We start from the raw sequence: 25,270 nt of genomic DNA, 5'->3' as shown, positions 1-25,270 counted from the left end.
TATTTAAAGTTTGTATTACGTACCTATAGAAGATATGGCCATTTAGGAAAAAATCATAGATATTTATGTTGAGCTTAATCAACATCGATATCCTTTGTGAATTGCTATTTTTTGCAGTTCTAAAACCCGACTATTTGCTCATCTGTAAGATGTAAAGATGAGCAAATGTTCTTTATAGCTCCTGAAAAAACGATAATTAGATGATAATCTGCAGTTTTATTCCCAGTCCCTGTTTGCTCACATCAATTTACTAATGAGCTGATCCCAAAATTCGAAATTACTTCTCAAAATCCATACTTCTAACAATTAATCAAGTTTCTAAGCATGGAACAAGATTCCAGAAACTTTACTAATTTAAAAAAATATTATTTTTTGGATGAACTTATAAGAAATGTTGATATATAGTGTTATTAATAATCAGTAAAGTAATATATTACAATTAAATATTACTATGATTTACTGAGTTATTATGTATTAAAGAAATATAATATTGCTTGGTGATACGATGGAAGCAGAATTAATGAGAATAGGCGTTTCCATTCCTGATGCCCTTCTGAACCAATTTGATGAAATTATCAAAAAAAGAGATTCCTCCTCTCGTTCGGAAGCGATAAGAGATGCCCTCATCAGTTATATTACTTATTACGAATGGATGGAGGACATAAAAGGTCGCCGTGTAGGGACAATTGCAGTTATTTACGACCACAAAAAAAGTGGGCTTTCAAATGCTATTATTAATGTCCAGCACCATTACTCTCATCTGATAAAGTATTCCGTACATATGTACCTTGATACCGATGATTGTTTTGAATTAATAGTACTGGACGGAAGCGGCCAGGAAATTACAGATCTTGCCGGATCTATAATATCTCTCAAAGGCGTAAAATTCTCAAAACTCACAACAGTAGACCCAAATAAAAAGATCTGACTTTTTCATGAACTCAAAAATACAAAATGATTCCAAAAGAACTAACATTTTTTTACCAGACGTACCAGGGAAGATTTAATCAAGCAAAAGCTCAGGATTTTACCGGTTCTTCTCCTGTTTTGGTTCTCCTCCTTTTTTTGGACAGCTGTAGGGTCCGAGTTGCAACTGAAACTCACGCATGTATCCTTTTTTCCAAAATGAGGAAGCTTTTGGCATATAAATGCCAATAATCTCAGGAATGATCTATTCGTATTAAAAAGAAATTAGCAAGATGAGTGTTACAAATGAATTTGTTTTTGTTACATAACACATATATAAACTGCTACTATTCTTATTTTTTAGATTAATTTATATACATAGTAACCTTTTTTCATACCAAATTAACCAAGTTATGAAAACTGATCCTCTCCAGAAGATTCAGAATCCAAATTCGGATCAACTCCATAACATTGGATCAAATACTGGAAGTCTGAGAGAAGGCAGCAATACTTGAAAAGTTTCGTTCTTGACTGCATAAGTGATAACTAAATTTTACAGAGTTATTTAAATTAAATAAATTAGTCTGGTCTGAAAAACACAGTATAACGCAGATCCAGGTTTTTATTATACACAGTAAATTTTTTTATTTTTCACTATTGGGAGATTTCCCCTCAGACTAAAAGAGCTACAAAATAATTGTGATTCAACCCCGAAAACCCCCCCTCAGATCCTGCTGAAAAAGTCCACGATCACAGGATCTTCGGGTGGGAATTTTAGAAATGTGGAGTGAGTGAAAGATGAAACGAATATTTCTTATTCTCTGTATCGCTGCACTTCTGTGCATGACCGGCCTAGCGTCCGCTGCGGTGGAAACAGTTGGACCAATCGCAAACTTTACTGCTAACACCACCAGTGGCCCTGCACCCCTGACCGTGCAATTCACCGACATATCTACCAACGCAACCAGTTGGGCGTGGGACTTCGAGAATGACGGCACCATTGACAGTACCGACCAGAACCCGGTGCATACCTACTCAACTGAAGGAATTTACACGGTTAACTTTACTGTTGGCAATGCAGGTGGAAACGCTTCAGAAGTAAAGACAGGGTATATATCTGTAAGTGAACCACTGCCTTCAGCCCCTGTTGCCAACTTCTATGCAGACATTACTTCAGGAATCGGACCTTTGACCGTGCATTTCACGGACAGCTCAAGCGGATCTCCGGATACCTGGGAATGGGACTTTGACAATGACGGGGACGTGGATTCCACGGAGCAGAACCCCCAATTTATCTATACTGATGAAGGCACATACTCTGTGAAACTTACGGTTACCAGCTCAGCAGGAAACGATTCCGAGATGAAAATTGACTATATCACTGTAGTCTACCCGTCTCCGGATTTCACAGCAAATGTGACCGAAGGTACCGTTCCTCTCACCGTGGAGTTCACAGGAAACATTTCTGGTCTGGCTCCCGGCTACTGGAACATGTGGGCCTGGGATGTGGATGGTGACGGAACATACGATTACTCCCCGAATTTCAACATCACCCATACCTACACCGAACCCGGCACTTACGATGTGATTGTAAAATATGATAGCTGGACACCAAAAAAGAAAGCTGGTTACATAACAGTGTTTTCATCAATACCTGTCGCCAACTTCTCTGCAGACATTACTTCAGGCAATGCTCCGTTGACAGTCAACTTCACCGACCAATCAACAGGTACTGTTTCGTCTTATTCGTGGGACTTTGAGAACGATGGAGTGGTTGACAGTACTGAGCAGAACCCCTCTTACATCTACGCCTCAGCCGGTACATACACAGTCAACCTCACTGTCACAAACGCCGCTGGTAGCGACTCCAAAGTGAAGATAAACTATATCACCGTTGAAGGAACAGGAACCGGAGGACTTGCAAATACGCCATGGCCGAAGTTCGGGTATGATCTCAACAACACCGGACAGTCCCCCTATCTTGGCCCGCAGACCGGGAATGTAGTGTGGACATACGCAACTACGGGCTCTTTCCGGTATAACAACCCGGTTCTGGGAAGTGATGGGACCGTCTATATAGGCAGTTATGATGACAATGTACTGTATGCATTCAACCCTGATGGGACACTTAAATGGAGTTATGCCACAGATAGCGTTCGCAGCTCCCCTGCGATCGCTTCGGACGGAACCATTTACGTGGGGAGCCTTGACAAAAATCTCTATGCGCTCAACCCCAACGGCACCCTCAAATGGACATACGCTACCGGTGGGCGCATTTATGGTTCCCCTGCAATCGCTTCGGACGGGACCGTGTACATAGGAAATTATGATAATAATCTCTATGCGCTCAACGCCAACGGTACCCTCAAATGGACGTACGCTACCGGCGGCCGTATCTACTATGGTTCCCCTGCGATCGGGTCAGATGGGACCGTGTACGTGGGGAGTTACGATAACAGCGTCTATGCGCTCAACGCCAACGGCACCCTCAAATGGAGTTACGCTACCAGCGGACGCATTTATAGCTCCCCTGCGATCGGATCCGACGGAACCGTGTACGCCGGGAGTTACGATAACAGTGTCTATGCGCTCAACGCCAACGGCACCCTCAAATGGACGTACGCTACCGGTGGACGCATTTATAGCTCCCCTGCGATCGCTTCGGACGGGACCGTGTACGCTGGGAGTTTAGATGGCAGTCTCTATGCGCTCAACGCCGACGGCACCCTCAAATGGACGTACGCTACCGGGGCTCTTCGTTATGGCTCCCCTGTGATCGGGTCCGACGGGCTCGTGTACATTGGGAGTTACGATAAAAACCTCTATGCGATAAACCCTGACGGGACGCTCGCATGGACATACGCAACCGGCAACTACGCCTACTACGACACTCCAGCAATAGGTTCGGACGGCACCCTTTATTACGGGGGGTACGATAATAAACTCTATGCTTTCAGGGACGTTGCACCGGCTGCAGAATTCTCAGGCACTCCTACGGTCGGCAACACACCCTTAACCATCCGGTTCACGGATGAATCGGCCAACATCCCGACATCATGGGCATGGGACTTCGGCGACGGTAACAGCACCAATGCGATCGTCCAGAACCCGATCCATACCTACACCGCAGCCGGCACCTATAACGTAACCCTCACCTCGACAAACTGTGCCGGCAGTGATATGGAATCGAAGACCGGCTACATCACGGTATCCCCGGCCGGCGCGACGGTTGCCCAGTTCTCCGGAACTCCGACAACCGGCTTCGTACCCATGGCGGTCCAGTTCACGGATGCGTCGACCAACACCCCTACCTCCTGGGCATGGGACTTCGACAATGACGGTACCATCGACAGCACAGACCAGAACCCGAGTTATACCTACAACACGTCAGGAACGTATACGGTGAAGCTGACCGCCTCCGGGTCGGGAGGCAGCGATAATGAGATCAAGACGGATTATATCACCGTGGATCCTGCGAATTCGCTTGCCGAGACGGCATGGCCGAAGTTCCACTACGATCTCAAAAACACCGGACAATCTCCGTATAACGGTTCTCAGAACAATAATATTGTCTGGGAGTACACCGCCGACGGTTCGCTGGACTTCAATTCAGCGGTAATAGGAACGGACGGGACCATTTATATCGGGTGTTCCGGTACCAATAAATTCTACGCGCTAAACCCGGATGGAACTCTCAAATGGACGTTCAGCGTCGGCTATAGCAGTCAGAAATTTGAAGATTCACCGGCTCTCGGGATGGATGGGACCATCTATACCGGAAACCGTAACGGCAATCTATATGCGATCAACCCTGACGGCACCCTCAAATGGAGCTATGCCACCGGCTCTGACATTTACCACGCGCCGACGATCGGACCCGACGGGACGGTCTATGTTGCCAGCTTTGACCGGTACCTCTATGCAATCGACCAGGAAGGTTCACTCAAATGGAAGGCCCAATGGCAGGCTACGAGTAATACGAATTTTGCCTTCGGCTCCCCCGCTATCGGGTCCGACGGGACAATTTATGTCGGGAGTACCGATGGCGTAGTCTATGCGTTCAACCTCGACGGGACAGAAAAATGGAACTACACTACCGGGAGCACAATTTACGGTTCCTCTGCGATCGGATCAGACGGTACGGTCTATGTCGGCGACGATAGCGGCATAGTATCTGCTCTCAACGCCAACGGCACCCTCAAGTGGAATTGTTCCGTGGGTTATTACTATATCGGCGGGTTCGTAAACGAGCCGATTCGTAGCACACCTGCGATCGGATCAGACGGGACCGTGTACGTCGGTGCCCTGTATGGACACCTCTATGCGCTCGACCCCAACGGCACCATCCAATGGAGTTACGCTACCGGCAATTACCTTCATGGTTCGCCGACGATCGGGGCGGACGGGACCGTTTACGTTGTAAACAGTGCGGGTAAAGTCTGTGCGATAAATCCCGACGGCACTCTCGAATGGGATTCCACTCTCGGCGGCTCTATTGATTCTAATTCGCCTGCGATCGGATCTGATTCGACCCTCTATGTCACCGCGGGCAGTAAGATCTATGCCATCAGACCGGAGGCGCCTGTCGCAGAATTCAGTGCCGAGCCGACCTCCGGCGACGAACCCCTGACCGTCCGGTTCACCGATGAATCCACCAAGGCCCCGACATCGTGGTTATGGGACTTCGGTGACGGAGACGATACCAATGCAACGATGCAGAACCCGGTGCACACCTACAATACAGCCGGCACCTACACCGTGACCCTCACAGCGACGAACATTGCGGGCAACGGCACGGAGTCGAAGACCGGCTACATCACGGTTTTGGAGGCTGTTACACCCGTAGCGAACTTCAGTGCCGAGCCGACCTCCGGCGACGTTCCCCTAACAGTCCGGTTCACCGATGAATCCGCCAACAACCCGACATCGTGGTTATGGTACTTCGGTGACGGAGACGATACCAATGCAACGATGCAGAACCCGGTACACACCTACAATGCAGCCGGCACCTACACCGTGACCCTCACAGCGACGAACATTGCGGGCGACGGCACGGCGTCGAAGACCGGCTACGTCACCGTTGTAGACGCTGTTACGCCCATTGCGAACTTCAGTGCCGAGCCGACCTCCGGCGAAGTCCCCCTGACCGTCAATTTCACCGACGGATCAGCCAACAACCCGACATCGTGGTTATGGAATTTCGGCGACGGCTCGACCTCGGACCAACAGAACCCGAGTCATCGGTACATCTTCACCGGGAATTATACCGTTACGCTGACGGCCACGAATGCCGGCGGCTCCGGCAACGAGACGAAGACGGATTACATCACCGTAACTGCGGGAGAAACACTAGAACTGGCGGACTCGGCGTGGCCGAAGTATGGTTATGATCTCAACAACACCGGACAGTCCCCCTATACCGGCCCGCAGAGCAACAACACCGTGTGGACGTACACGGCCGGGGGTACATTCTTTATAGGCAGTTCGTCGATAGGGCCGGACGGCACGATTTACATAGGCAACGGCGACAACAATCTGTATGCGTTCTACCCGAACGGGACCCTGAAATGGACCTACTGTGCAGGCGGGAGCTTCGCTTACAGCACTCCTGCGATCGATTCGAACGGAACGGTATACATAGGGAATGACGGCGATAGTAAATTGTATGCCATCAATCCCGACGGCACCCTCAAATGGACATACTCGGCCGGTAATGGTGTCAGAGGATCGCCGACAATCGGACCCGACGGGAGAATCTATGTGGGAAGTAGAGATGGTAGTCTGCATGCATTGTATCCAGACGGTACCGTTATGTGGACCTACGCCGGCGGGAGTTATTTCTTCTACGGCTCTCCGGCTATCGGCCCGGACGGGACAATCTATGCAGGAAATTATGATCAAAAATTGTATGCAGTACACCCCAACGGGACCCTGAAATGGTCGTATGAAACCGGCGATGTAATCTATAACGCACCGGCGATCGCAACGGACGGCACCGTCTACATCGGAAGCTATGACCATAACCTGTATGCAATCAACCCCGACGGAACGCTCAGGTGGAACTACACGACCGGCGCACAAATTTATGGAGCACCGTCGATCGGAGCGGACGACACAGTCTACATCGGAAGCTATGACAAGAACCTGTATGCGATCAACCCCGATGGAACGCTCAAGTGGACCTACGAGGCCGATAACGGTTTCCGGGATTCCCAGCCGGTCATCGGAGCGGACGGCACCGTCTATATTGGGGATGAGATGGGTAAATGCTATGCAATCAGCCCCGAAGGGACGCTTAAATGGGATTATGCCATCGGCGGACGGATTTATGGTCCGGCATCGATCGGATCGGACGGAACCCTGTACGTTGGAGGTTATGACAATATCCTGTATGCATTCAGGGACGTCGCAGAGTTCAATGCCGGACCGAAAGGCGGCGGGGCCCCCCTGACCGTGCGGTTCACCGACCTCTCCACCGGAGATCCGACCTCGTGGGCATGGGACTTCGGCGACGGAGACGACACGAATGCCACCGTCCAGAACCCCGTCCACGTCTACACGGAGCCCGGGATCTATAACGTGACCCTTACGGTCGCTGATGCCTATCACAGCTATTCGACGGAAAAGATCGGCTACATCAACGTTACAAACGATAGTTCGGGCGTGACCGCACCTATCCCGAGCTTTACGACAGATGCCTCTTCAGGCCGGGTACCCTTTACCGTGCAGTTCACCGACACCACGACCGGCAACGTGAGCACCTGGTCCTGGGACTTCGGCGACGGCGAAACCTCTGACGAGCAGAACCCTGTTCACACCTATGTCACCGAAGGGACCCACACCGTCACCCTGACGACCACCGGACCGGGCGGGACCGATACTGCGACTTCCACGATGAAGGTGGCCGCACCGCTCAACACGGGTAGTTATGACGGAGGATCACCGCTGCTCACCGTGCAGGAGGGCAATGTCTCCGGCGGGCTGTGGCACGGTTCATGGCCGGGATTCTCGGGATATGGTGAACAAACATTCACACTACCTCCCCACACGGAGATCAAATGGGCGAGGCTGTATGCCGACGTCTACTGCGGGCTCATGACGGACATAAAGTCCTTTTCGATGACGATAGACATCGACGGCGACGGTGACGGGATCTATGAACTGCAAAAACACGATGCTGCAAGCATCGACTACACTAACACTCCGGCATGGGTGAACGACCACGTGGTTAGGGTGACGAGCGACTACTTCATGTGGTACGACCTGACCGACAACATAACAGGAAATGAAGTGAATATCAGGGCTACAGGTGGAGGTTCTGACGGCAGGATCAAACATGTAACCCTTGTCGTTGCATACGATGACGGGGATGACGACAAGATCCATTACTGGGTGAACCAGGGCCACGACACTGCCAACACCGGCAGTTATACGGGTTCAACCGTATTCGGCACGTCCGCACTCTCCGATCCCGATGCTGTGAACCTCTCCTCTATATACTGTGCAAGCGTCAACGGTGCATCTACGTACAACGGAGAGTCGCTCTCATCTGGAGGACCGCAGGGCGAATACTTCGGATACAACGATTGGAATGTAACTGAGTACTTCAATTCAGGAGAGGACAGCACACTTACGTATGCTCCTACCGGTTCTTATTACAAGATCCAGATTGCACTTCTGACCGCATCCGGTGCAGGTTCATCCGGCGGTGACGCCCCTGGAGCAGACTTCACCGCGAACGTTACCTCCGGTGTCATCCCCCTTACGGTCTCGTTCACCGATGAGTCGACCGGTTCACCCTCTTCGTGGCTCTGGGATTTCGGGGACGGCAACAACTCTATGGAACAGAATCCAGTATATACCTATTCCACTGAAGGAACTTATTCTATCAACCTCACAGTCACGAATGAAGATGGAAGCGATTCCGAGCTGAAAACGGATTACATAACCGTAACTCAAGCGGGTCAAGTGGCAACGAACGATCTTAGCATCTCAGGGCTTGTCAATACCGTTCCGGCTTCTGCGGTCTTTGCCAGGGAAACAAATACTGTGAAAGTTCTCAATGTCCAAAACACAGGAACTGCTACCCTTAGCAACATTTCGATAGCTGTGTATGTAAGCGACGTTTCCAGTGGAACAGTTCCCGTAAACACGACAACAATTGCGTCCCTTGCTGGCAATGCAAAGACCACCGTAACCCTGATCGACCCCACTATCCGTGACATTGAAGGCGGCACCGTGACCTACACTGCCGTTGTCGACCCGGACAACCTTATCGCTGAAACGGACGAGACCAACAACAACAAGAGCAGTGCGGCCAAAAATGTCAGATACAACGGGTATAAGGGCAAAGGCATCTACTGGGAAGGCGGAAGCAATATCACTACCAGGCATACCTTTGATCTCCAGGGGAACCTTTTGTATTCCACGCAGCCTGACTCTGCCTACCAACCTGTCGGATGGGAGAGCAGGACCGAAACCTGGAATGCAGGCGACCTTCCGGTTCCGGACGGCTCCACCATAGAAAAGGCATTCCTCTATGTCGCCTACAACTGGGACCAAACACCAGGGGGATATCCGTGGTTGAATATTAACTTCAACGGAAACACCCTTGATAACGGAAACATCTCAACAGGAAACGGAACTCTCTACAGGGACTGGAGCAATTTTGGAGCATATGCTGATTATGAATACGGGCTCTGTGTCTACGATGTAACCGACAAGTTTAGTTCTGCAGGAAACAGCCTTGTCATGACGCCTGTTGGTGAAAACAAAAACGCACTGTACCCCAGCACCCTTGTTGTGATCTACGGAAACGATAATGAAACCCGAAAGCAGATCTTTATCAACGAGGAGTGCGACGAGCTTGCTTACTCCGAAACCAGTTACGGAACCACTCCTGAAGAAGCTACTGCGTATGCTCCTTTCACAGGTATTTCAATTAACGTTAGCAATGTCCAGAACGCTACACTGCACAGTTTCGCAGGAAGTGCGGGGCCTGATGAAGGAAACCTGCTTTTCAACGGGAACATAGTGGCAAGCAATGCATGGCAGGGAAGTTCAAATTCAGGAAGCTCTCTGGTCTTTGATGCTACAAATTACATCAATGCAAGCGGAAATGAAGCGGGTATACAGAGTACGACAAGTGGAGGTATGAACGCACTCCAGCAGATCCTTGTTGTTGAATATGAGAAAGCTGCCCCTGCTGCACCAGTGGCTGACTTCTCGGCAGCTCCATCATCTGGTGATATCCCTCTGAATGTTCAGTTCACGGATGAATCCACCGGGTTTCCGACTTCATGGTTCTGGAACTTCGGGGATGGAGCAAATTCTACTGAGCAGAACCCCTCGCACACCTATACTGCAGAAGGTAACTACACCGTAAATCTGACTGTAGAAAATGCTGCTGGTTCTGACTTTGAGTCAAAATCGGAGTACATAGAAGTTTCCGAAGCTTCCGGGTCAACTGTTACTCTTTATTTCGACCCTGCAAGTTCCTCAGTTTCAGAAAACGAATCTACTGAAATAAGTATTGTTGCCAGTAATTTCCCTGCAGGTTTTTCAGGCTACAACCTGACCGTTGCTTTCGACGACCCTACTGTTGCCGAGATAGTCGATATCGAGTATCCTTCCTGGGCTCTTATTACTGAGAACTCTACCCTGCCAGGGACTTCGATCTACATGAAGACCGTTGACCTGGAAGATGCCGTTAAGGCAGATGCAGCAGATGTTGTGCTTGCTACTCTTACGGTTTCCGGAAAGGAGAAAGGATCCGCAAACCTTTCGATAGGGGTTAAACGTCTGGAAGAAGACTTCGGAAACTCTATCGAACCAGCTCTCCTGGCAGGGACAATTAAAGTGACCCTTCTGTCCCCCCTGCCAGATCAGGAATATGCACCTAAGGACCTTGACGGAGACGGGCTCTATGAAGACCTCACCGGAAACGGGGAGTTCAGTTTTGTGGATATAGTGGCTTACTTCCACAACATGGACTGGATAGAGGAAAACATGCCAGTGGAGTACTTCGACTTCAACGGGAATGGGAGGATAGACTTTGATGATGTTGTGGATATGTTTGCAATGATATGATTGAGGAGAATAAAAGAGAATGATAAAATATGAGAAAAAATGATAAAATGAACGGAAATTGAGATAAATTTTCTCAAATTTCCGCAACTTTTTCTTTTATTTTCAAATATGGTTATACGGGTCAGAGCCCAGGGAGTTTGAATCCAGGTTGTTTTTCTCAAAAAACAGCAGATGAAATTCTCCGAATTATACTTTTGGATACTATCCACAAATAGATACGGATTTCTTCTCTACCTGAAACTCCTCACCTGCATACATTTACAGGCGAGGAATTCTCAGAGTCGAATGCATCGCAGACATTTAGGAGGCGTGTCTGTTTCGGTGTCTTTTGGACATTTTTGGACAAAACTATGTATGTTAATTTGGTATTTAATACTTTTGATAATATTCATAATATTTAATGTTATCATTTTTAAAATTTGTACTACTTAGCCACAAGAAATAATTGTCCCATAAATGTGGAATTCAAATAATTTTTGAAACTATGATAAGTGTATACGAAAGTCAAGCGCTGGGCTCACATGTAAATAACAGAGAAAAGTTCAAAGAATAATAATTTGAATAAAAAATTAAACTCCCCGCCTACCTGCGCTTACAGGTGAGGAATTACAGTATTGTGTGTTCTGTTTATTGATTCAGGAGTTGTTCATGTTTTCATCCATTTGAAGGTATAATACTATGTGAAGTACTTATATTTATTATTTTTCTTTTAATTATGCCATATTAAATGTTATGATAATTAGAAATCATAATATTATATATGTAATTAGACCTGAAAAGATGCATCCACATTTTTCAGGCCCGAATTAAACGGATGTTTTTGGACTACATAGGAACAACCACAGCCAAGTCAAAGCAATCTGAATACGGATACTCCCATTCTCGTCCTTTTTTGAAATACAACGACAGGTTTAACTGAAGTTTCAAAGAAACGTGATTTTAACCTCACTTTTCTCTAAAAAACAGTATCAGCTGACCTTTTGCAAATTTTTTATTTGTAGATCCTAAGTTTTAAATTCACTTTAAAAAGTCTATTAGTATTGTTTATTTCAAAAATTTATTTATATAGGTAGATCATAATTAATACTATGGTATTTTTAAGAAAGAAACTCGTCAATGGGAAACCTTACTGGTATATAGTAGAATCTGCCAGAGTTGATGGAAAGGTAAAAACCATTTTTCAGGTTTATCTGGGTAGCGCAGAAAAAATACTTGAGATGAAAAGGCAATGTGAATCATTGCCCTATGATAAACTTAGATCCTTTGATTACGGCAAGCTTGCCGCACTTCTTCATGTGAATGAAGAACTTGGATTCATTGACATAGTTAACAAGCATACTGACAAAAAATTAATAGATGGATTGAGTGTTGGAGAATACCTCTTACTTGATGTAATCGGAAAAAGTCACGGCGTTTTAAGTGAAAACGGGATTGAAGAGTGGTTCAAAAAATCCCCTTTAGCTTTCATGTGGAAATTCCCGCACAAGTTAAATTGTCAGAATTTTCTGAACCAAATGAATTATGTCGACTTGGATACTATGAAAAAGATTGAAGACGATCTTTGCAGAGTTCTTGTAGGAAAGGGATTTACTCCATCAATAATGTTTGTGGATGAATCAAACTGGTTTACGTATGCTAACAATTATGATGACGAGAGCGAACTGCTTCATAAAGGATATAACAAAAAGCATAGGAAAGACAAAAATCAAATATGTGTTTCGCTAGCTGTAAACGAGGATAACATACCTTTTATTCATGAAACATATCCTGGAAATGTTCATGACTCTGAAGAATTTTCAGGCATAGTAGATAAAATCATAAACAGACTGACTGAATTAAATATCTGTTCTGAAGATCTTGTTCTTGTTTTCGATAAGGGTAACAACTCAAAAGATAACATTGAAAAGGTAACCTCAAAAATGAGTTTTGTAGGATCTGCAAAAACAAATCAAGCCGAGGAGCTTCTCGATGTTCCGCTTTCCAAATATGAGTGTTTATACAAGAATTCGAAAGGTAACAAAATTTTTGGATACAGAACAAAACACCAGTTTTACGGAGCAGAATATACAACCGTAATAACCTACAACGAAGGAACTTACAAGCTTCAAAAGAGCACTTATGAAACAAACAAATCAAGAATAATTGATAGTTTGGAGGATCTCCAGAGAAGATTAGAAAGCAGTAAAGGAAAAGAAAGAAACAGGAGCAGCGTAGAACGTGAGGTTGCAGGAATTATTCTGAAAAAATACAATAGCGTTATAAAATATGAAATAATTGATGCTCTGGAAGGGAAGAAAAAGCCTCAGTTAAAGTTCTGGATTGATGAAGAAAACGAAAAAAAGTGCGAAAAGACGTTTGGGAAGAACGTCCTATTTACGGATAAGCAAAAATGGCAAACTAAAAAGATAGTGAAAACATATAACAGTAAGAATCTTGTTGAAGATGATTTTAAACTGTTGAATGATCACTTGCTTGTTCCTGTAGGACCAGTATATCATCACAAGGATGAAAACATTAGAGTTCATGTGTTTTTGGCTATGGCTGGCCTACTTTTCTACAGATACCTGGCATGGGAGACCAAAATGTACGGTTTCTCTTTGAAAAAGCTCATTGAAAAACTGTCTGAGATCAAGATTGCGGTAGTTCAGGAAAAAGAGTCCAAAAAAAGCAAAATTATTGTGGAAGAAATGGACACAAAACAAGCATCGTTATTTTCTTTTCTAAACATGGAAAAATACCTGCCATATTAACAAAATCGTTATTGTCAGGATTATTCTTTTATTAGGCATACACAAACAAAGCCAGAGGATAACGGAAAATCACTCATCTTTGAAAGGTGAGTTTAAATTCGGATTCGTTGGTCACTGGTTAAGGAATTTTTCTTCCTGAAAGCTATCTATTTTGTACCCAAAGCCTATCTTAAATTTTGGCCTTATTACATAAGGTCTATGTCCTGTTCCAGTCTACAACGCGATACTCTTCAGATTCAATACAGGACCCAGACTCGAACTGAAAAAATGAAACCTTCTTTGCAAATTTTCTTTTATAAAATGAATAGGATTTTTATCGAAAGTAAGGATATGGCTAAAATACATTACCGGCAAACATATTATTACAAATCAATTCATTTTTGTTACTTAATACATATATAAGTGATTACTATTCTTATTTTTTAGATTAATTTATATACATAGTAACCTTTTTTCATACTAAATCTCCCAATTTCTGAAAACCGATCCTCTCCAGAAGATTCAGAATCCAAATTCGGATCAACTCCATTACATTGAATCAAATATTGGGAGACTGGAAGAAGGCAACAGTAATTGAAAAAACGCCATACAACGCAGATTCAAGTTTTTGAATACATATAGCAAATTTTTTTGTTTTTTATTATTGGGAGATTTCCTCTCAGGTTAGAAGAGCTACAAAATAATCGTGGTTCAATCCCGAACAACCCCCCAGATCCTGCTGAAAAAGGCCACAATCACAGGATTTGTGGATGAAAATTTTAGAAATGTGGAGTGAATGAAAGATGAAACGAATATTTCTGGTTTTATATATAGCTGCACTGATGTGCATGAGCGCGCCTTTCACCCAAACCGTTGAAGGTGCAGGAAAGCCCCTTCAGGCGGTGTGGTCCTGATGAAACAGATAAATTTGCTGAAAAAAGCTACGTTTTTGGGCTCCCGGCCCTTCTGGCTGGGCTTGCTGGTATGCATGTTCCTGATTGCCGCCCTTCCTGCCGCGGTCTGTGCGGACGAGTGGGTCGGAGGCAAAACCCTCACGACCGTCCAGACCGGGACGGTGACCGGCGATCTGTGGTTCGACGCCGATCCCGCACCGAACTGGGGGGACAATGTCGTGACCAAGACGTTTTACCTGCCGGAGACGGCGGTCGGGAATATCACATGGGCACGGTTGTATGTCTCGGCGTACTGCGGGCACATGCAAGACGATAAAGCGTTCACCGTCACCAACAAGTTCGACGGGAACGGCGACGGGATATATGAGACGACGTGGACAGAGCCTGATCACGCCGCGTTTCAGTATGTCCTGGACCCAGACACCTGGGAGGCGCTTGGCAATGACAACACCGCACTGGGCGGCGGCGAACATGACCCGTACAAGATGATCAACGACCACGAGAACCGGGTCACGAGCGACTACTTCATGTGGTACGACGTGACGGGCATGATCTCTGACGAGACGGTCAACGTCAACGTCAACACCACCGGTTCGTTCGATGGGAGGATCAAGGTCATCACGCTCGTCGTCGCCTACGACGATCCCGCCTCGATGGAGCAGACGACGTACTTCGTGAACGAGGGGCACGATGTCTGCTCGTACTATGTCGAGGATAATTACGGAGAGGCCGCAGTCGGGACTACCACGTTTGCCACAACCGGTCTATCGGGTATCACCTCCGCCACACTCACCGCCGACTACCTGGCAAGCAACAACGGGAACTATGGGTTCCCGACGGCGGACAACACCTTCTCCTACACTGGGGGGACTCCTCCCGTCGAGGGAACGTTTACAAACCTCGAACTTGACCGCGTCCCTGATGTTCAGGGCGCATATTCCGGTGTCGACTCCTGGGACGTGACTGCCTCGGTCACTGGCACAGATGATACCACCTTTGCATACTCGCGATACTTTTCAGGCACAGGTACCGCAGCGTTCTATAAGATCCCGCTCGCGTTCCTCGTCGTGAAGAGCCCGTTGCCGGCCGTCGCACCAGTCGCCGGCTTCTCTGCCGACGTAACGACCGGTACCGCCCCGCTGACCGTCACGTTCACCGATGAGTCCACCAACGACCCGACCGAATGGGTCTGGGACTTCGGCGACGGCGGCACCAACGACCAGCAGAACCCGGTCCATGAATACACTGCGGCTGGAACCTACACCATCACCCTGACCGCGACGAACTCGGCCGGGAGTGACGATGAGGTCAAGACCGGCTACGTCACGGTGACCGCTGGAGGGAACACCACCGGTCTCGCGGATACGCCCTGGCCGAAGTTCCAGTATGATCTTGCCAACACCGGCCAGTCGCCCTACAACGGGCCGCAGACCAACACCGTCCTCTGGACGTCCTCCGTCGGCGGCATGAACTATGCCGGCCAGGCAATCGCCGAAGACGGAACCATCTACACCGGGGGCGGCAGCACGTTCTATGCACTGTATCCCAACGGCACCACCAGGTGGAGTTACGGCGTGGGCAACAGCATCTACAGCACACCGGCAATTGCAGAAGACGGGACCATCTACATCGGGTGCATGGACTCCAAGGTCTATGCCTTCAACGCTGACGGCACCCTCAAGTGGAGCTACACCACCGGCAACAAACTCCAGAATTCACCTGCGATCGATGCAGACGGGACCGTCTACATCGGCAGCTACGACAAGGTGTTCTACGCGATCAACCCCGACGGCAGCCTGAAGTGGACCTACGACGGCGCCACCGGCTATTACTACTACAGCTCGGCGGCAATCGCCGACGACGGTACCATCTACGTCGGCGATTACAAGGGTGTGCTGCATGCACTGTATCCGAACGGCACCGCCCGGTGGACTTCCCAGATAGGAATGATCTTTGCCTCGCCTATAATCGGTGAAGATGGAACGATCTACCTCACGCATGGCTCCTATCTGTCCGCGGTCAATCCCGACGGTACCGTGGACTGGTCATACACTGTGGGAGGATACGGTTACGGGTCGCCGGCTGTAGGGTCCGACGGCACCGTCTACGTGGGAAGCTACGCCGGTGAAGTCTTTGCAATCAACGCCAACGGTACCCAGAAATGGTCATATCCGCTCTCATCCTCGAGCAGGTTCTACGCTGCACCTGCGATCGGTGCAGACGGCAGCGTGTATCTCGGTTCGACCGACTCCAACGTATACGCGTTCAACACCGACGGTACCCTGAAATGGAGTTATACAACCGATGGAGCCATTCGAAACGGTCCGACAATCGGTGATGACGGCACACTCTACATCGGGAACCAGGCCGGCACACTCTATGCGTTCAAGGACCCGGAAGTCACCACACAGATCGACCTGACGATCTCCGGGGTCGTGAACACGGTGCCGGGGAGTGCGGCCTTTGCGAGGGAACCGAACGCCGTCAGGGTCATGAATGTGAAGAACCAAGGTACTGATACCGCCACCAACATTTCGGTCGCCGTGTATGCCGACGATGTCAGCAGCACGGTTCCGGTCGCGACCACGATTATAGAATCGATTGTGGCCGGCGCAACGACCACTGTAACGCTCACCGACCCGACCATAAGGGACCTTGCGGGCGGCACGGTTACCTACTCCGCAGTCGTCGACCCGGACGACCTGATCGTCGAAACGGACGAGGTCAACAACAACAAAACCAGTTCTGCAAAGTCCGTGGTCTACAACGGGTACAAGGGCAAGGGCATCTACTGGGAAGGCGGCAGCAACATCACGACAAAGCATACCTTCGACCTGAATGGAAACGTCGTGTACTACACCCAGCCCGATTCGTTTTACCGGTCGGTAGACTGGACCGACCGGACCGAGACCTGGACGGCTGCTGACCTCCCGGTCCCGTCCGGTGCAACCATCGAGAAGGCATTCCTCTACATCAGCTACAACTGGGACCAGACTCCTGCCGGCGTCCCGGACATGAACGCGGTCTTCAACGGCAACAACCTGACGCTCGGCACGCCGTACATGGACTGGAGCAACTTCGGGGCCTATGCCTACTACGAGTACGGTCTCTACCCGGCGATCGACGTGACCAGCCTCTTCAACAACGGCGGCGACAACACGCTCGTCATGACTTCGAACACAGGCAACAGGGAGGCGCTGTACCCGAGCACGCTCGTGGTGATTTACTCCGACCCGGCCGAGACCCGGAAACAGATCTTCATCAACGAGGAGTGCGACGAACTTGCCGTCTCGGCCTCAAGCTACGGAACCACACTTGAGGAGGCGACCGCGTACGCCGAGTTCTCGGGCATGACCATCGACACCTCAAATGTCCAGAGCGCGACTCTGCACAGCTTTGCCGGCAGCGCAGGGCCTGATGAAGGCAACCTGATCTTCAACGGAGTCACCGTCGCTACCGGGGCATGGCAGGGGACCGCCGACACCGCATCCGCACAGTCCTTTGACGTGAAGTATTACCTTGAAGCGACCGGCAACGAAGCAGGCATCCAGGCAACCACCAGCGGAGGAATGGACGCCCTCCAGCAGATCCTAGTAGTCGAGTATGCCGCGGGAACAGCGTCGGTTGCCGGGTTCACCGCCGATCCGACTTCCGGTGATGCACCGCTGAACGTGACGTTCACCGACGCTTCCATCGGCGAGATTACATCCTATGCATGGGACTTCGAGACCGACGGCACGGTCGACAGCTACGACCAGAACCCGAGTCATGAGTACACCGATGCCGGGACATATACCGTAACGCTTACGGTCACCGGGCCGGGCGGTTCGGATGACGAGACCAGGACGGACTACATCACGGTGACAGACGGATCAGGACCGGGACCCGTGGGACTCGCAGATACAGCATGGCCGAAATACCAGTGTGATACCCGCAACACCGGCCAGTCATCAGTCAACGGGCCGCAGACAAATAACGTCCTCTGGACCGCCGCAATAGGTGGCTATATATATGGTTCAGAAGCGATCGGTGCAGACGGCACCATCTATGTCGGAAGCGCAACCGGCAATCTCTATGCCCTGAACCCTGACGGCACCGTGAAATGGTCATTTACGACCGGTGGGGCGATATATGGTACACCGGCGATCAGTGCAGACGGCACCATCTACTTTGGAAGCCGTGACAACAGGATCTACGCATTAAATCCCGACGGCACCGTGAAATGGTCATACACCACTGGATACATGGTCGACAGTTCGCCGACAATCGGATCGGACGGGACAATCTACATCGGAAGCCTTGACTGCAAACTCTATGCACTGAACCCCGATGGCACAGTAAAATGGACCTACGACACTAATTATAAAATAGGCAGTGTTGCACCTGCTATCGGCGCAGACGGTACCATCTACGTTGCAGACGATTGGGGAAGTTTCTATGCACTGAATCCTGACGGGACCCTGAAATGGTCATACGACCTTGGCAGGCGCACCTATAGAGCCGCAATTGGAGCAGACAGCACTATCTATCTCGTCGGACAGAGCGACGGTACGATGTATGCACTCAATGCCGATGGGACCCTGAAATGGTCCTATAACGCTGGCGTTAGGCTCTTCTGGTCACCGGCAATTGCATCAGACGGCACCATCTATGTCGGAAGCACTTGGGGTGGCAATAAACTGTTTGCGATAAATCCTGACGGGACCCTGAAATGGTCATATACCACCGGAGGTGGCGGTGTCCAGCGCTCAGCCGCAATCGGGGCTGACGGAACGGTCTATTTCGGAAGTAGTGATGGTAATGCATATGCCCTCAATCCCAACGGAACATTGAAATGGAAGTATGCAACAGGAGAGATTGTAAGTACTCCATCTATCGGATCCGATGGAACGCTCTACATTGGTAACAATCAGGGCATAGTGTATGCATTTAAAGATGTTGCTCCGGTCGCGAACTTCTCGGCCGACGTAACAAGCGGCGATGCCCCGCTGAACGTGACGTTCACCGACCAGTCCACGGGTTCGCCGACCTCGTGGTCCTGGGACTTCGGCGACGGAGAGACCTCCGACGAGCAGAACCCGACCCACATCTACTCCACGCCTGAGACCAATTATACCGTTACATTGACTGTCGAAAATGCGCTTGGAAACGACACGGAGACAAAAATTGATTATATCCGCGTGGGAGTGGTCACTCCCGCACCTGTCGCTGACTTCACAGCAGAAGTCACGAGCGGGGACGTCCCATTGAGAGTCCAGTTCACCGACCTGTCGACCGCTGCAACCGGATGGGCCTGGGACTTCGACAACGACGGAACAGTTGACAGCACCGAGCAGAACCCGGTGCATACTTATGGTGATGCTGGCATCTACTCGGTCAACCTCACGGTCATAAACGCTGGAGGAAGCAATTCCGAGGTGAAGATTGATTACATCACTGTATCTTCTACACCTACAGAACCTGAACCCGTTGCTGCTTTCACTGCTGATGTAACTGATGGAACTGCTCCTCTCACAGTTAATTTCACGGATCAATCCGCAGGCACACCTACCTCGTGGCTCTGGGACTTCGGGGACGGAGCTAATTCAACTGCGCAGAACCCTGTGCATGCTTATTCTGCAGCAGGCAACTACACCGTAAATCTAACCGTAGAAAATGCTGCTGGTTCTGACTTTGAGTTAAAATCGGATTACATAAAAGTTTCCGAGATTTCCGGATCAACCGTTACTCTCTATTTTGACCCTGCAAGTTCCTCGGTTTCAGAAAACGAATCTACTGAAATAAATCTCGTTGCAAGCAACTTCCCTGCAGGTCTTTCAGGCTACAACCTGACCGTTGTTATCGACGACCCGGATGTTGCCGAAATAGTCGACATAGAGTACCCGACCTGGGCTCTTATTACTGAGAACTCTACCCTGCCAGGTTCTTCCATCTACATGAAGACCGTTGACCTGGAAGATTCCGTTCAAGAAGGGGCAGCAGATGTTGTGCTTGCTACTCTCACGGTTTCCGGAAAGGAGAAAGGATCTGCGAACCTTTCCATAGGGGTTAAACGTCTGGAGGAAGATTCCGGAGACTCTATCGAACCAGCTCTTCTGGCAGGGACAATTGAAGTAACCCTTCTTTCTCCTCTTCCTGATCAGGAATATGCACCTAAGGACCTTGACGGAGACGGACTCTATGAAGACCTCACCGGAAACGGGGAGTTCAGTTTCGTGGATATAGTGGCATACTTCCATAACATGGACTGGATAGAGGAAAACATGCAGGTGGAGTATTTCGACTTCAACGGAAACGGAAGGATAGACTTTGATGATGTAGTGCGGATGTTTGCAATGATATGATTGGAGGAAAACAAAAGAGAATGAAAAAACAAAAAGGGGAATTGAGAGAAACTTTCTCAAATTTCCCACAACTTTTTTCATTTCATTTATTTGAAAAACATTTTTAATGAGGTGGTTCTCTGCAAATTGTCTGCAATGATTAAGATGTTTCAAAAATAGACAATTTATCAGCTCCAATGTGAGAACTTGGAGGCTTAAAGACGCTGCTTCGGTAGATTCGATACTGTATTTACAGTTTTTTCCGGTGAGATTTGAAGTTTGCATTTCATACAATAGGAGTATTAATTATTGATTTTGAAATCTCTACTTTTTAATCTCTACTTTTTAATAACTTAATCATAATAAATATTAGATATTTTAAATAAAATAGCAACAATTAGAAAAATTTATATAGATATAACATATAAAGTGTGATAAATATTAAAAATAGTAGGAAAAAATAACTTGATTGAGATATCCCTGAAACGGGGCAGAAAATATTTCTATAAACCAGTATCCTGCATTGTTGTATCTAACAGGAACTTAAATAACTAACACTAAAAGGGGCTGGAGAATGACATGTCGTCAGAAAGCAGGAATTTGAACAGGTTTTTCCTGTACTTTGCAGGGCTACTTATCTTTTTTATTTATATTACTCCATGCCTCGCAACTTACAATTTCGAAGGCACACCTGAACAGGATGAACTGATTGAAATTACCTCGGGCACTGTAAAAGGCGGGCTTTATGTCGATGGGGGGGAAGGGCTTAAGAAAACCCCTTATGTGCAGGAGTTCAATGTGCCTGGAGATGCCGTAACCTGGGCCCGGGTCTATGTAGGGGTGTGGGGAGGCACAGAACAAAAAACAGGTACTCTTGACCTTACTATTAACGGGGAGGAGTTCGAAAGCCTGGATCTGGAGGGTAAAAACGATAAGGGGGATGAGGAGGGTCAGAACCCCACTATCTACTGCACGGGACATGGAGTCTACTGGATTGCCTATGATGTGGGCACGAATATAAGTACCGGGCCCGTAACTGTGGAAGCCCAGACTGAAGGAGACATTGATGGTAGGGTTTACGGCATAATCCTGGCCGCAGTGTATGAAGATAAAGAGGGACAGAGCACAAGATATTGGGTTGAAGAAGGAAACATAAACCTGCACGGGAAAGGCTGGAGCGAAACTCTGGCATCAACTCATGATGAAGCGTATGCGGACTTCTCGGGCAAGGTGGATATGGACAAGTATAACACTGCAAACCTGGCCGTGGTGTATCTCTGCGGGACTCCGGGGCTTGATGATTCTCTTTATTTTAACGAAGAACAGCTCTCTGACGGGGAGAACAGTAACGACATTGCAAATTCAAAAAGTTATTTTGACTTCAAATTCTTCGATGTACTGGATTTGCTTGAAGAAGACGACAACGAACTCAAATTCCAAAGAGACGAGGAAGATTACGTGCATCCCGTACTGGCTGCTCTGAGTTTGGGAACGGGAGAAGAAGGAACTTCTGACCTTATCGTCTCCAGGCTTACCGTTCCTTTACTTTATGCAGGGAAAGACAACACCATAAAAGCAAGCATCAAAAATATTGGTAAGGATTCTGCATATGGTTTTCAGGCAGCTCTTTATGCCGATGGAGAAATTGTTTCTACTGCTCCCGTATCTTCCCTTTCTAGCGGAAAGAGTAAAACAATTGAGTTCAACTGGAAACCCGCTTGGGATGGGGAACAGGCACTGAAAGTTTATGTTGACTACACGAACAATAAAAAAGAAACCTGTGAAGTAAACAACTGGAATACTCCTTTTCTTGCTAAGATAGTGGACCTAACCCCTCCAGAACTTGAAATTGATTATCCGGAAGATGGGGCTCGGGTAGATGGCGGCTACCTTACAGTCAGCGGGACAGTTGAAGATACAAGCCAAAATCTCACAGTTGATGTTAACGGGCAAAAAGCCCTGATTTCAGGCGAGAGCTGGAGTGCCAGCGTGCCTGTAGTTTCGGGTTCCAATACAATAGTCGTATCTGCGGTAGATGGGCAAAACAACACCGGAAAGGAGCTCATTGTTGTAGAGGGAAAAGTATCTTCTCAATCCGATCTTAAAATCTCTTCAGGGCCAGATAACGAAACGAAATCTCTCGATAATGAAACGGAAACTGTTAATCAGTCTGTTTTAGCTCCCCAGTTAAGAGGATATGAAAAAAAGGCGGTTATCTCCCCAATTTACGGAGTATTCGGGTTTATTTCTGCAGTTTTATTCATAAAATATCGAAGTTGGGGGAAAAGGCTATGAACAAAAAGTTAAGCCAAAAAAGGAGCGGAAAATATCATTTCTGTGCGGTTTTAGCTCTTTTCACTGCCCTGTTTCTACTCTCAAGCTCTCTACCTGCATCGGCAAATGAAGATGACTGGGACAACCTGACCGTTACCCTGGGACTTGAAAACTCTCTCGTTTCCAAAGACGGGTACACCCTGGAAGCACTAAAATTTGACGGATACGGTATGGTCTGGATTCGGGTGTCGAAAAATGACACAATCCTTGAGGATGCGGTTCTGGAAAATAACAGCTCTGGCTGGTGCTATATGGATAACAAGAATCTAAGGCTGAAGGCATTTAATGTAACTGACCAGAGAAACCTTCCGATGTTTGGCAGCCTTTTTTCCCCAAAAGCCGAGCTCCTTTTTGAAACAAAAAAAGATATTGAAGAAAATGTGATTCTGGAACTTGATCTCGAAGAGGACAAAGATGAATACCTGCTTAATGATGAGGTAATCGTTGATATGGAACTTCGAAACACAGGGCAGGTAAAAGCCGAAAAGATAGGCCTAGATTTGGATTCGGACGGGCTCCTTGTCAGAGAGGGATGTCCGGAAAAAGTGACACTTGATAAGGGCTCGAAAAAGAAATGTGAACTGAGGTTTAAGTTTCCAGAAAAGGTAAAAGAAAATTATAACATTACTGTAAACGTGAACTGGGAAGATGGTTCCGGTGAGCATTTCTTTTCCGATGATGTAGAAATTGAGGTTGCCGAACCTCTGAATATCTACAAAAACGCGGGTTCAGAAGGTTTCCCGGGAAGTCCTGTGTATGTTACAGTGTCAGTAAAGAATATCCAGGAAAGAACAGTGAATGTCCGGCTTTTTGACCTACTGCCGGCCACTTTCACGGTAATTAATATCTCTTCTTTAGAGGATGACAGTCTGAGTTCGGACAGTTCTTCTTATTTAAACTGGGAGTTTGTGCTGGATCCGGAAGAACAAAAGACTTTTTCTTACAGTATCAGCTCCGAGCAGCTTGGAGCCCATCGGGTGCCGCAAGCCCATGCATATTCAGATTTATGCGGACAGCTCTACACCGAAAGTTCCGATTCCGAGAATATCATCACCTTATACAAAAATATTTCATACATGCCGTATAACAACAAAAACCTAACACAAGTGACCCTATCTTCAGGAGCCGACCTCTCATCTTATCTGGACAAAAATGGCTATGCTCTGCTGGATATCACGGTGGAAAACGAAGCTCTTGATGCTTTTGTATTCATTCCAAAAGGTACAAAGTTGAGTGATAACCAGAATGAACCCCTTAAAGCAATAACAATAACACAGGCAGATGAACTGGCTCTTCCAGGCTCTTTATATCTGGCAGGGAAATGTTATTGTAAACTCGGGCCTGATGGAGCGGAGTTCGATCCTTTTGTCCGGCTCGACCTGGGTCTCAACAACTCAATAGAGGGCAACTTACCATCCATCTACTGCTATGATGAGACTAATTCCACATGGACGTTGATTGACAGTACTCTCAATGAAAACAGAATTTCAGCCGAACTCACTCATTTCTCTGTGTATGCAGCTCTTGCAGAACCTCCGACAGAAGCCGAATTGCTTGTTAAACTGGTTAATTAATAAAATTAGTCATGTGAGGTTTTGCCATTTTTCACATACGCCCTTTATTGCAATGGGAGCGCTGAGGGTCACGAATACCCCGACCTTTTGAGGCTGTCCGACAATTATTGATAGTAATAAAAAAGTGTAAAAAGAAAGCAAATAAGCCCTTTAAATCAAAAAAAAGGAATTCATTTATTACTAGTGGTAATTCACGTACAGCCTGTCTAAGTTGGGGATGAAGTGAACCCTCGCCTCTTTGTTTTTCTCATTAAATATCTAAATCATCACTTTTTTTGTGAGTCTTTTTAATTTTTTCTGGTTTTTCTTCAATCTCAAGACAACCACAAAATTTTATCCCAATTTGAGCAAATCAATTCACTCATTTAAAAATGTTGATTCATTCACACAAGCATCCACCA

At 47.6% G+C, this 25,270-nt stretch carries 7 protein-coding genes and 1 pseudogene; 7 read left to right on the top strand and 1 reads right to left on the bottom strand.

Going from position 1 to position 25,270, the window contains the following annotated elements; genetic code table 11:
- Positions 1-505: 505 nt before the first annotated feature.
- The 3 genes from nikR to MSSIT_RS12790 all read left to right on the top strand — a co-directional run bounded on the left by nikR (position 506) and on the right by MSSIT_RS12790 (position 13,745).
- A complete protein-coding gene (gene nikR / locus MSSIT_RS12800) occupies positions 506-928 on the top strand; it encodes a nickel-responsive transcriptional regulator NikR (RefSeq protein WP_048172843.1) in 423 nt (140 codons plus the stop codon).
- 776 nt (positions 929-1,704) lie between these two features.
- Entirely contained in the window at positions 1,705-10,995 is a 9,291-nt protein-coding gene (locus tag MSSIT_RS24905) for a PKD domain-containing protein (protein ID WP_048172841.1), read from the top strand.
- A gap of 1,088 nt (positions 10,996-12,083) precedes the next feature.
- A complete protein-coding gene (locus tag MSSIT_RS12790) occupies positions 12,084-13,745 on the top strand; it encodes an IS1634 family transposase (RefSeq protein WP_048169656.1) in 1,662 nt (553 codons plus the stop codon).
- Between the two features lie 840 nt (positions 13,746-14,585).
- Here the strand turns inward: MSSIT_RS12790 and MSSIT_RS24900 are convergent.
- Complete coding sequence (locus MSSIT_RS24900; RefSeq protein ID WP_231590576.1) at positions 14,586-14,780, bottom strand: hypothetical protein; 195 nt, start codon at positions 14,778-14,780, stop codon at positions 14,586-14,588.
- On the opposite strand from MSSIT_RS24900, the pseudogene MSSIT_RS22295 reads away from it, so the two are divergent.
- From MSSIT_RS22295 to MSSIT_RS12775, 4 genes and pseudogenes are all read left to right on the top strand, one after another.
- A pseudogene (locus tag MSSIT_RS22295) lies at positions 14,713-15,957 on the top strand (DUF3344 domain-containing protein); the annotation flags it as partial. The gene MSSIT_RS24900 and the pseudogene MSSIT_RS22295 sit on opposite strands and share 68 nt — an antisense overlap.
- Before the next feature lie 9 nt (positions 15,958-15,966).
- Positions 15,967-20,982 (top strand): DUF3344 domain-containing protein, encoded by a 5,016-nt coding sequence (locus MSSIT_RS24895; protein WP_331456194.1) that lies wholly within the window; start codon positions 15,967-15,969, stop codon positions 20,980-20,982.
- Between the two features lie 558 nt (positions 20,983-21,540).
- A complete protein-coding gene (locus MSSIT_RS12780; protein ID WP_048172837.1) occupies positions 21,541-23,256 on the top strand; it encodes a DUF3344 domain-containing protein in 1,716 nt (571 codons plus the stop codon).
- Entirely contained in the window at positions 23,253-24,869 is a 1,617-nt protein-coding gene (locus tag MSSIT_RS12775; RefSeq protein ID WP_231589809.1) for a COG1361 family protein, read from the top strand. The genes MSSIT_RS12780 and MSSIT_RS12775 overlap by 4 nt, the downstream gene beginning before the upstream one ends.
- The last annotated feature ends 401 nt before the right edge of the window (positions 24,870-25,270 follow it).

The organism is Methanosarcina siciliae T4/M (assembly GCF_000970085.1).
GTDB lineage: Archaea > Halobacteriota > Methanosarcinia > Methanosarcinales > Methanosarcinaceae > Methanosarcina > Methanosarcina siciliae.
This window is presented reverse-complemented; position numbering and strand designations above follow the sequence as displayed.

What these genes read in the sequence shown, in the direction of transcription:
- MSSIT_RS12780 (WP_048172837.1), top strand. Translation starts at nt 21,541, where the DNA reads ATGTCGTCAGAAAGCAGGAATTTGAACAGGTTTTTCCTGTACTTTGCA.
- MSSIT_RS12790 (WP_048169656.1), top strand. Translation starts at nt 12,084, where the DNA reads ATGGTATTTTTAAGAAAGAAACTCGTCAATGGGAAACCTTACTGGTAT.
- MSSIT_RS12775 (WP_231589809.1), top strand. Translation starts at nt 23,253, where the DNA reads ATGAACAAAAAGTTAAGCCAAAAAAGGAGCGGAAAATATCATTTCTGT.
- MSSIT_RS24905 (WP_048172841.1), top strand. Translation starts at nt 1,705, where the DNA reads ATGAAACGAATATTTCTTATTCTCTGTATCGCTGCACTTCTGTGCATG.
- nikR (WP_048172843.1), top strand. Translation starts at nt 506, where the DNA reads ATGGAAGCAGAATTAATGAGAATAGGCGTTTCCATTCCTGATGCCCTT.